The sequence below is a fragment of the Streptomyces sp. genome (assembly GCF_031178505.1).
Lineage (GTDB): Bacteria > Actinomycetota > Actinomycetes > Streptomycetales > Streptomycetaceae > Streptomyces > Streptomyces gulbargensis.
On sequence record NZ_JAPSIW010000240.1, the window covers coordinates 1 to 8839 of the forward strand.

At 74.4% G+C, this 8839-nt stretch carries 7 protein-coding genes, 1 tRNA gene and 2 pseudogenes; 5 read left to right on the forward strand and 5 right to left on the reverse strand.

Annotated features, from left to right (window positions below):
- Together RIF68_RS17515 and RIF68_RS17520 are read left to right on the forward strand one after the other, a co-directional pair.
- A pseudogene (locus tag RIF68_RS17515) lies at nucleotides 1–313 on the forward strand (metallophosphoesterase); the annotation flags it as partial.
- A 121-nt stretch (nucleotides 314–434) separates the two neighbouring features.
- Nucleotides 435–508, forward strand: a tRNA-Pro gene (locus RIF68_RS17520).
- Between the two features lie 146 nt (nucleotides 509–654).
- Here RIF68_RS17520 and RIF68_RS17525 read toward each other — a convergent pair.
- Together RIF68_RS17525 and RIF68_RS17530 are read right to left on the reverse strand one after the other, a co-directional pair.
- A complete protein-coding gene (locus RIF68_RS17525) occupies nucleotides 655–1869 on the reverse strand; it encodes a hypothetical protein (RefSeq protein ID WP_309052205.1) in 1215 nt (404 codons plus the stop codon).
- Nucleotides 1870–2051: 182 nt separating this feature from the next.
- A complete protein-coding gene (locus RIF68_RS17530) occupies nucleotides 2052–2930 on the reverse strand; it encodes a glycosyltransferase family 2 protein (RefSeq protein WP_309052206.1) in 879 nt (292 codons plus the stop codon).
- A gap of 260 nt (nucleotides 2931–3190) precedes the next feature.
- Between RIF68_RS17530 and RIF68_RS17535 the strand changes: the two genes are divergently transcribed.
- Nucleotides 3191–4384: a protein kinase gene (locus RIF68_RS17535; protein ID WP_309052207.1), complete on the forward strand. Its 1194-nt coding sequence runs from the start codon at nucleotides 3191–3193 to the stop codon at nucleotides 4382–4384.
- A gap of 15 nt (nucleotides 4385–4399) precedes the next feature.
- Here RIF68_RS17535 and RIF68_RS17540 read toward each other — a convergent pair whose 3' ends face one another.
- Together RIF68_RS17540 and RIF68_RS17545 are read right to left on the reverse strand one after the other, a co-directional pair.
- Nucleotides 4400–4681, reverse strand: coding sequence for a hypothetical protein (locus RIF68_RS17540; RefSeq protein ID WP_309052208.1), 282 nt, complete (start codon nucleotides 4679–4681; stop codon nucleotides 4400–4402).
- A 101-nt stretch (nucleotides 4682–4782) separates the two neighbouring features.
- On the reverse strand, nucleotides 4783–6261 hold the full coding sequence (locus RIF68_RS17545) for a tetratricopeptide repeat protein (RefSeq protein ID WP_309052209.1): 1479 nt from the start codon (nucleotides 6259–6261) through the stop codon (nucleotides 4783–4785).
- 398 nt (nucleotides 6262–6659) lie between these two features.
- On the opposite strand from RIF68_RS17545, the gene RIF68_RS17550 reads away from it, so the two are divergent.
- Nucleotides 6660–7694, forward strand: coding sequence for an Lrp/AsnC family transcriptional regulator (locus RIF68_RS17550; RefSeq protein WP_309052210.1), 1035 nt, complete (start codon nucleotides 6660–6662; stop codon nucleotides 7692–7694).
- An 11-nt stretch (nucleotides 7695–7705) separates the two neighbouring features.
- Here the strand turns inward: RIF68_RS17550 and RIF68_RS17555 are convergent, their stop codons facing one another.
- Complete coding sequence (locus RIF68_RS17555) at nucleotides 7706–8539, reverse strand: class I SAM-dependent methyltransferase (RefSeq protein WP_309052211.1); 834 nt, start codon at nucleotides 8537–8539, stop codon at nucleotides 7706–7708.
- A 62-nt stretch (nucleotides 8540–8601) separates the two neighbouring features.
- On the opposite strand from RIF68_RS17555, the pseudogene RIF68_RS17560 reads away from it, so the two are divergent.
- Nucleotides 8602–8839, forward strand: a pseudogene (locus RIF68_RS17560) (S9 family peptidase); the annotation flags it as partial.

Below are 8839 nucleotides of genomic sequence, written 5' to 3' on the forward strand. Positions count from 1 at the left end.
CACCGCCGACTTCACCATCGGCGTGGTGCACGCGCCGTACCTCCGCTCCCTGGACGCCTTCACCGCCGACGGCTACGAGCTGATCCTCGCCGGACACACCCACGGCGGGCAGCTGTGCATCCCCTTCTACGGAGCGCTCGTCACCAACTGCGACCTGGACACCGACCGGGTGAAGGGCCTCTCCTCCCACACGGTGGGCACCCGCACCTCCTACCTGCACGTCTCGGCGGGCTGCGGCACCAACCGCTACACCCCGGTCCGCTTCGCCTGCCCCCCGGAGGCCACCCTCCTCACCCTGACCGCCCGCCCCTGAGCCCCGCCCGGGACCGCGTGCGACCTGCGGCGCGGCCGCGCGAAAACCGGATTTCGTCTCAGCGCGCGCGTGGGCTAAAGTAATCGATGTCGCCGCGACGTGAAGAGCAGAGCAGCGACATCGGGGTGTAGCGCAGCTTGGCAGCGCGCTTCGTTCGGGACGAAGAGGTCGTGGGTTCAAATCCCGCCACCCCGACAGCCGTAAGACCGCCTCAGGGCCTGATTCGAGAGATCGAGTCAGGCCCTGAGGCGGTTTTCCGCCCGTTCCGGCGCATCATGGGGCGCACCCGCCGCCCACCCGGGTGGGCGGGCGGCGGGTCCCGGTCGGTGCGGGGGCGCCGGTCAGTCGGGGAGGCGGTCCATGATCCAGGTGCACAGTTCCTCGGTGATGGCCGTGTGCGCGGTGGTGGTGGACGAGCAGAGGAAGTCGTCCAGCTCGCTCTCCTCCGGGCTCAGCTCGTGGATGTCCGTGTACAGGTCGGCCTGCTGGTCGAAGGAGCGGACGGCGACCGCGCTGACCGAGGGGACGAAGCACACGTCCTCGTGGCGCAGGTCCGCCTTGCCGCCGAGCTTCTCCAGGGTGTCGGCGAGGATCCTGTACGTGTGCAGCGTTCCGCCCGGCGCGCCGTCCAGTTCCGGGAAGCCGCTGGTGGTGACGGTCTTCTCGGCCTGGGGGAACCTGCGGTTGAGGAAGGCGGCCGTCACGTCGTCGCCCTGGGCCTGGGTGTAGAAGGTGGTGCCCGGGTAGATCTGCTCGATCCGCAGCGCGACCTCGCCGGGCTTCACGTCCGGCAGGCCGACGCCGTCACCGCGGCCGTTCGCCACGCCGATCAGCCGGGGGATCCTCGGCCACCCGCCGACCCGGTCCAGGGCGGACAGGAACTCCGTGCGCAGCGGGGAGACCCCGATCTTGCCGGTGTCGCCGTCGTAGTGCTGCCACAGCATCTGCTGGGCGGCGGGGCTGTTCATCTGCCGGGCGAAGTCGTTCGGGAACGGGATGAAGTGGGAGAACGCCTGCACGCCGACCGGGATGGTGGCGCCCCGGTGCGGGCTGTCGTAGGAGAAGTACAGAGCCGTCCGGTGGTCGATGCGGTCGGCCTCCATCCGGGCCAGCGCGTAGCGGGTGACGACGCCGCCCATGCTGAAGCCGCCGACGGCGAGGCGGGCGTCACCGAGCTGCTCCGCGACGGCCCGCATGATGGCGGCCTGGGCGGCCTGCGCGTTGTCCAGGATCGACGCGCTGCGCTCCTCGAAGCCCAGCAGGATCACGTCCCTGCCGCGCCGGCGCAGCTCGCTGATGAAGCCGTAACCGCTCTCCAGCCCGTGGTAGAGCACGTCGAGCCTGCTCCGGCCGAGGTTGAAGCCGTCCGCCATGATCACGGGCCGCCGGAGGGCACCGCCGTTGCCGTCACCGGGGAACACCCAGGCGAAGCCGTGGGGCAGGGGCCACTCCTGGTGCTCCGGTACCGCCGCCGTCCCGGTGGAACCGGCGGGTTCGGCGGTCAGCGGGGCGGCGAGAGTGAAGGAACCGGCGTTCGGCTCGGTCTCCTGGGACATGGTCGTCCTCCTTGGGGGGTGGGCGAGACGCCGCCATCATGGCGGCCGCTCGGGCCGTCCCACTCCCCTGACCTGGGAAGTTCATCCCATCCGGTGGAGGAGGGACGGGGGATGTTTGATCCGCCCGACAGCCGGCCCCGGCCGGTTCCCCTCGTTTGCGCCCCCCTGGCCGCTGAGGCTCGTCAGATGATCGGAGGGCGGCCCAGGCGGGTCATGCGCAGGACCGTGGACCAGCGCATGGGGTGGCGGGGCCCGCAGGGGTGGCGGAGGCCCTCGGCGAAGCCGGCGAACCAGGCGCGGAGGCCCGGGAGGGAACGGGTGCGGGCCAGGGTGAGGAGGGTCCAGACCGCGAGGTAGAGGGGGACCAGGAGGGCCGGGAGGTTGCGCTTGGCGAGCCAGACGCGGTTGCGGGCGGTCATCCGGTAGTAGACGGCGTGCCGGGCCGGGGAGGTCCTCGGGTGCTGGAGCAGCAGCTCGGGGGCGTACCGGACCTTCCAGCCCGCGTCGAGCGCGCGCCAGGCCAGGTCGGTCTCCTCGTGGGTGAAGAAGAACTCCTCCGGCCAGCCGCCGACGCGGTCGAGCATCCGCATGGACAGGCCGTGGCCGCCGCCGAGGAAGGTGGTGACCTCGCCGCCGCGCATCGGGTCCTTGGCACCCAGCCGGGGGACGTGACGGCGCTGGGTCTCGCCCGTCTCGTCGGCGATGCGGAAGGAGACGATGCCGAGGGCCGGGTCCGCCTCGTACAGGTCGGCCAGGCGGCGGAAGACGTCCGTGTCGACGAGGAGCCCGTCGTCGTCGAGGTCCACGAGGACGTCGACGTCGCCGAAGCCGCGCAGGGTCTCGATGGCGACGTTCCGGCCGCCCGACACCCCCCGGTTCTCGGGGAGTTCGACGCCGGTGACGCCGTCGGGGAGCTCCGGGAGGGAGCCCGTGCCGTTGCCGATGACGACGACCCGGGTGGCGGGTTCGTCCTGGCGGGCGACCGAGTCGAGCAGCGCCCTCAGCTCGGCGGGCCGCGTGCCCATCGTCAGCACCGCCACACCCACGCGCGGTCGCGCCACGGCCCACTCCGTCCCATGGTTCTCAGCAAGGTCCCGGGCCGAGATGCTAACCGGCCGCGCCACCCTCCGTTCACCTGGCGGGCACCCGGGGGACGGCCTGACCGCTTTCTCCGCATGGTCCGGGACGGTGGCGCGTCACCCGGGGGGTGCGCGGCGAACCGGGGGTCCGCGCGGCTCTACGCTGGTTCCGTTCCGTCAAGTTGAACGATCGTCGAAAGGGTGGTCTCCAGGTGCTGGTCGCGGACCGATATCGGCTTCACATGTGTATCGGCCGTGGCGGCATGGGCGAGGTGTGGCAGGCCACCGACGAGGTGCTCGGGCGGTCCGTGGCCGTGAAGCTGATGCTGGGGCACGAGGCGGACCCGTCGGCCGGTGACCGGTTCCGGCTGGAGGCGCAGACCGCCGCCCGGCTGAGCCATCCGCACGTGGTCGGTGTCTTCGACTTCGGTACGTGGGACGGGAAGCTGTACCTCGTCATGGAGCTGGTCGAGGGCGACAGCCTCGCCAGCAGCCCCTCCCAGCCGCTCGTGCTGCCCCCCGAGCGGGTGGCCGTGGTGGCCGCGCACGCCGCCGCCGGGCTCGCCGCCGCGCACCGGCAGGGGGTCGTGCACCGCGACATCAAGCCGGGCAACCTGCTCGTCGACGCCGAAGGGACCGTGAAACTCGCCGACTTCGGCATCGCCCGCTTCGTGGACGACCCGTCGGCGGCCCTCACCACGACCGGACAGATCGTCGGCACCGGCCTCTACCTCGCGCCCGAACGGGCCCTCGGCAAGCCGGCGTCACCCGCCTCCGACGTGTACTCGCTCGGCTGCGTGCTCTACCAACTCCTGACCGGACAGCCGCCGTTCCGGGCCGACACCGCGACCGCCCTGCTCTACCAGCACATCGACACCCCGCCGACGCCGCCCGGCCGCCTCGGCGTGGCGCTGCCGCCCGCCTTCGAGACGTACCTGCTGAGCCTGCTCGCCAAGCAGCCGGAGCAGCGGCCCCCGGCGCAGGCGATCGCCGACTGGTTCTCCTCCGGCGCCTGGCGCGACTACGCCCGCCCGCAGATCCCGCAGCAGACGCGGGGCCCGCAGCACCACGCCCCGCAGATCCCTCACCAGAGGCAGGCCGGGCACCCCCAGGCTCACCAGGCCCCGCAGCACCACACGCCCCCGCCGCAGCACCACCTGCAGCACCAGGCCCCGCAGCACGCTCACAGCGGGCCGTCGCCCGTGCCGGCCGCGTCCGCGCCCATGCCCATGCCCGCGCCGCGCCCCGTGCCCCGGCCCGTCCCCGCCGCCCCGGCCGCACCGGCCTCGCGGCGGCGGGAGCGGCCGGGCACCGGCGCCTCCACCACCGGCGCGCTCGCCGAGCTGTCGCGGCGCAGACCGCGCAAGACCGCCGCCGTCGCCGGAGCCATCGCCTTCGTCGTCTTCCTGATCATCGGGATGTCCTGGCTCTCCTGAGCGCGGGGCCCGCCCTCAGTACGCCCTCGGCGCCATCACCAGCGGCTCCGCGCCCTCGTCCGGCAGCAGCAGGCAGCGCGGTACGCCGGGCCCGTGGACGGCGCGGACCGTCACCGTCCTCGGAGGCTCCGTGGGCAGCTCCACGGCGGTCGTCAGCGGACGGTCGCCGGCCGCCGTGGCGTACCCGGTCTCCTTGCCGTCGACCAGCACCTCCAGGACGGACCGGCGGCCGGTCTCCACCGTCGCCGTGACCGAATGCCCGAGGTGGTCGATGTGGAAGTGATGGCGTCGCCTCATGGGGGCACCTCCGTACCTCCAGGGTAGGGAGGGGCGCCGCTTTCCGGGCGGGTCTGCGGCCTGTCACGGACCGTTCCCACAGGTCACGGCGGGTGTACGGGTCAGGCCTCGGCCGACAGGGCGAACAGTCCGCGCCGCGCTCCCTCCTCGTACGCCCGGCGCAGCTCCGGGTCGTCCAGCAGGTCCCGCAGGGCCGCGCCGCCCCTGCCGCGCGGGCCCGCGCAGTACGCGGCGGGACGGTACGAGGTGTCGAAGACGGAGGTGCGCAACAGGTCCACCGCGCCGAGCAGATGCGCGGCGGAGGTGTGCCGTCCGTCCAGCGCCCGCATCTGCGCCAGGAGTTCCGCCGCGCAGGCCGCGCCGACCGCCGAACCGATCCGCAGGTGCTCGCGCAGCGCCCGCCGGGCGTACTCGGCGGCCCGTTCCGGCACCCCGTCCCAGGCCAGCAGCTCGGCGCGGGCGTGGTGCGCCCAGGCGTCGGCGGCCAGGTCACGGCCCGCCCAGGCCCGCCGGGCGTCGTACTCCCGGTCGGCCTCGTCCAGGGCCTCCTGGGCGCCTTCCGGGTCGGTACGGCACAGGGCGAGCGCGAGGGCGACGCGGCAGCCCTGCCGGGACGGCCCGAACTCCGGCTCGGCGCCCATCAGCGCCAGTGCCTCCCGGAACTCCGCCGCCGCCTCCCGCATGCGCCCCCGGTAGAGCGCGATCGCGCCCCGCAGGTGCGCCAGCAGGCCGAAGCAGCCCTCGTCCCCGTCCCGTACGGCGGCGGCCCACGCCCGGGAGAGGAGCGGGTCCGCCTCCTCGGGGCGCCCGGACTCCAGCTCCAGGAAGGCGGCGAGCCACAGCGCGCGGGCCGGCTCGGGGCCGGGGTGCAGGGCCAGCGCGTGCCGCAGCCGGGTGCGGCCCTCGGTGACCCGCCCGCAGGCCACCCACAGGAACCAGAGCGAGACGACGATGTCGACGGCCGCCCCGGCCGCCTCGGTCTCCGCGCCCGGGGAGAGTGGCGCGGTCGTCGGGTCCATGGCGGCGGCCAGGCCGGGGAGTTCGCGCAGGGCGAGGTCGCGGGCGTCGATCTGGCGGCCCAGCTGCCACCAGTCGGCGGCCCTGCGGGCGACCTTCACGCACCACGCGCGGTGGCGCGGGACCACGGTGCCCCGGTCGCCCCGGGCGGTGAGCCGCCGGGCCCCGACGGCCCTCATCGGGTGCGGCATCCAGTAGCGGGGACCGGCCGGTTCGCCGTCGAAGAGGTCGTCCACGGGGAGCAGGGCGAGCGGGGCGACCCGTTCCAGGACCTCGGCGACGTGCTCGGCGGGGAGCGCGCCGTAGGCGCAGACCTCGTGCACCGCGTCCGGCCCGAAGGCGCCCTCGAAGACGGAGAGGCGCTCCCAGAGGAGGCGTTCGGCCGGGCCGCAGTCCAGGTAGCCGCGCTCGGCGGCGGCGAGCTGGTCGGCGGCGACCGGCTCGCCCCACAGGTGCTCGACGGACGCGGGCTGCTCGGCGGGGCGGGGCACCACCGGGTCCACGGGGCGCAGGGCGGGCACGCCCCACGGCCCGCGCCGGCGCGCGGCGCCTTCCCCGGCCACGCGCCCGGGCCCCGGCTCCCCGTCCGCCCCCGGCCGCGTCCTCGTACCCGCGCCCGGCTCCGTACCCGTCGTCCCAGGCCACGGCCCCGCGACCGGCGGCGGGACCGGAACCGCGCCCGGGACCCGGAGCGGAACCGGACGGGGCCGCGGGGGCGTCCTCGCCCCCGTCACCGTCTCCCGTCCCGGCTCGGGCCCCGCGTCCGGTCCCGTACCCGTGCCCGTCCTGCCTCCCATACGCCCCAGCCCCCGTGCTCGTACTCTGTCCGACACCTGTGACTTATGCCCGACTCGATGGCGGACGGCCACCGTTACGGCTTGAATGCATACGTCCCGGCACCCATCCTGGAGCGCTCCGGTGCGCCCGTCCGAGGTTTGCCAGGGATCGGCCAAGGAGGGAAATGCGTACCGGGGAATCCGTCCTCGGAGAGGCGGATCTGTCATTGATCCACGCACTCCAGATAGCCCCACGCGCCAGCTGGACGCAGCTCTCGTCCGTCCTGGGGGTGAGCCCCGACACCCTCGCCCGCCGCTGGGAGCACCTCACGGCCGGCGGATACGCCTGGAGTTCGCTGCTCGCCGCCCGGCGCGGCGCGGACGCGGCGCTCTACGCCTGGATCGAGCTCGAGTGCGTCGCCGCCCGCACCGAGGACACGGCGGTCGAGGTCGCGGGCGACCCGTGCACGCTCGGCGTCCACCAGGTGACGGGCGACGCCGACCTGGTGCTGCTGGTGGTCTGCCCGGACCTGTACGCGCTCGACGGCTATCTGGCACGCCGGGTGCGCCGCCTGCCCGGAGTGATCCGTTCCCGTACGCAGGTGGTCACGCGGCTGCACAACCGGCCGTACCGGTCGCGGATCGAGCAGCTCACCCCCGGCCAGGTGGAGCTGCTCCGGGAGCTCACGGGGGCCGACCGCCGCAACCGGACGCACGCGCGCGGGTACCCCCACGTCACGGAGCTGGACCGGCGGCTGATCGCGGAGCTGGCGGGGGACGCCCGGCGCAGCGCGGCGGAGCTGGCCCGGCAGTGCGGGACGAGCGAGTCGACGGTACGGCGGAGACTGGACGTCCTCGCGGCGGGCGGGGCGCTGCACCACCACTGCCTGCCGGCTCCCCGGTTCTCCGGGCGGCCGGTGTGGGCGATGGTCACCGCCGAGGTGCCGCCCGCGGAGGAGCCGACGACGGTGGCGGCGCTGAGCCGGCTGCGCCGCACCCGGCTGATCACCTCGGTCACCGGGCCGTGCAACCTGGCCCTCGCCATGTGGCTGCGGACCGTCGACGAGCTGCACGAGGTGACGGCGACGCTGGTGCGGGCGGCGCCGGCGCTGCGGATCACGGGCACGCTGCTGTCCCTGCGCACCCACAAGATAGGGGCGCAGGTCCTCGGCCCGGACGGCCGCCGGGTGCGTCACGTCCGCCCCGACGCCGGCGACTGACGGCCGCGCGCTCAGGACGCCGGGCGCGAGGCCTTGAGCGAGTACATGAGGGGGACGCGGGGGCGCTCGGCCGGGAAGCGGTAGTAGCCGTCGTCGTGCCGCTGGAGCGTCCCGTAGCGGGGGAACAGGGTGGCGTCGTGCTCGTGGAGGAACTCGACGCGCAGGCCCGCCTTCGCGACGGCCGTGACGACCTCGCCGACCGGGTGGACCCACTCCACGCTGCGGTTGTGGACGGTGGGGGCGTCGAGGTCCGCATAGGTGCCCGGGGTGCTGTCCACCCACGGGTCGCGGACGAAGTAGTCGTGCACGACCCGGGTGCCGGTCTCGTCGTCCAGCGAGTCGGTGAGCGGGTGGAACTCCGCCACGTACAGGAAGCCGCCCGGGGCGACGAGCGAGGCGGCGGTCTCCGCCCAGCGGTCGAGGTCGGGCAGCCAGCACAGGGCCCCGCCGCCGGTGTAGACGATGTCGTACGAGGAGTCCGGGACGGCCTCGGCGGCCTCGTGCACGTCGGCGGCGACGAAGGCGGCGCGGTCGGGCGTCAGGCCGAGGTCGGCGGCGAGGGAGCGGGCGGTCTCGACGGCGGGCTCGGAGAAGTCCAGGCCGACGACGTGCGCGGCGCCGTGCCGGGCCCAGGAGAGGGTGTCCAGGCCGATGTGGCACTGGAGGTGGAGGAGGGAGCGCCCGGTGACGTCCCCGACCTCCGCGCGTTCGAAGTCGCGCAGGGAGTCCTTGCCCGCGCGGAAGGAGTCGAGGTCGTAGAACGCGCCGGCCGCGTGGATCGGGACGCGTTCGTCCCAGCGGGCGCGGTTGCCCTCGAACCAGTCCTCGGGCGTCGGAGAGTACATGGCGGCGAGGTTATCCACAGGTTGCGGAGGACGCGACCGGATTACGGGCCGGGCGGAGCATGATGGGGGGCATGACTGAGAGCAAGGCCACCGGCACCCCGGTCTGGGAGCAGCGCTTCCGGGCCCCGCGCGTCTCCCTGCCCGAATGGGCCGAGGAGGCCCCCGACCGCTCGCTGTTCGTGTCCAACGCGACGGGGACGTACGAGCTGTACGCCTGGGACCGGGCGACCGGCGAGCAGCGGCAGGTGACGGACCGGCCGAACGGCACGACGGACGGCACGCTGTCCCCGGACGGGGCGT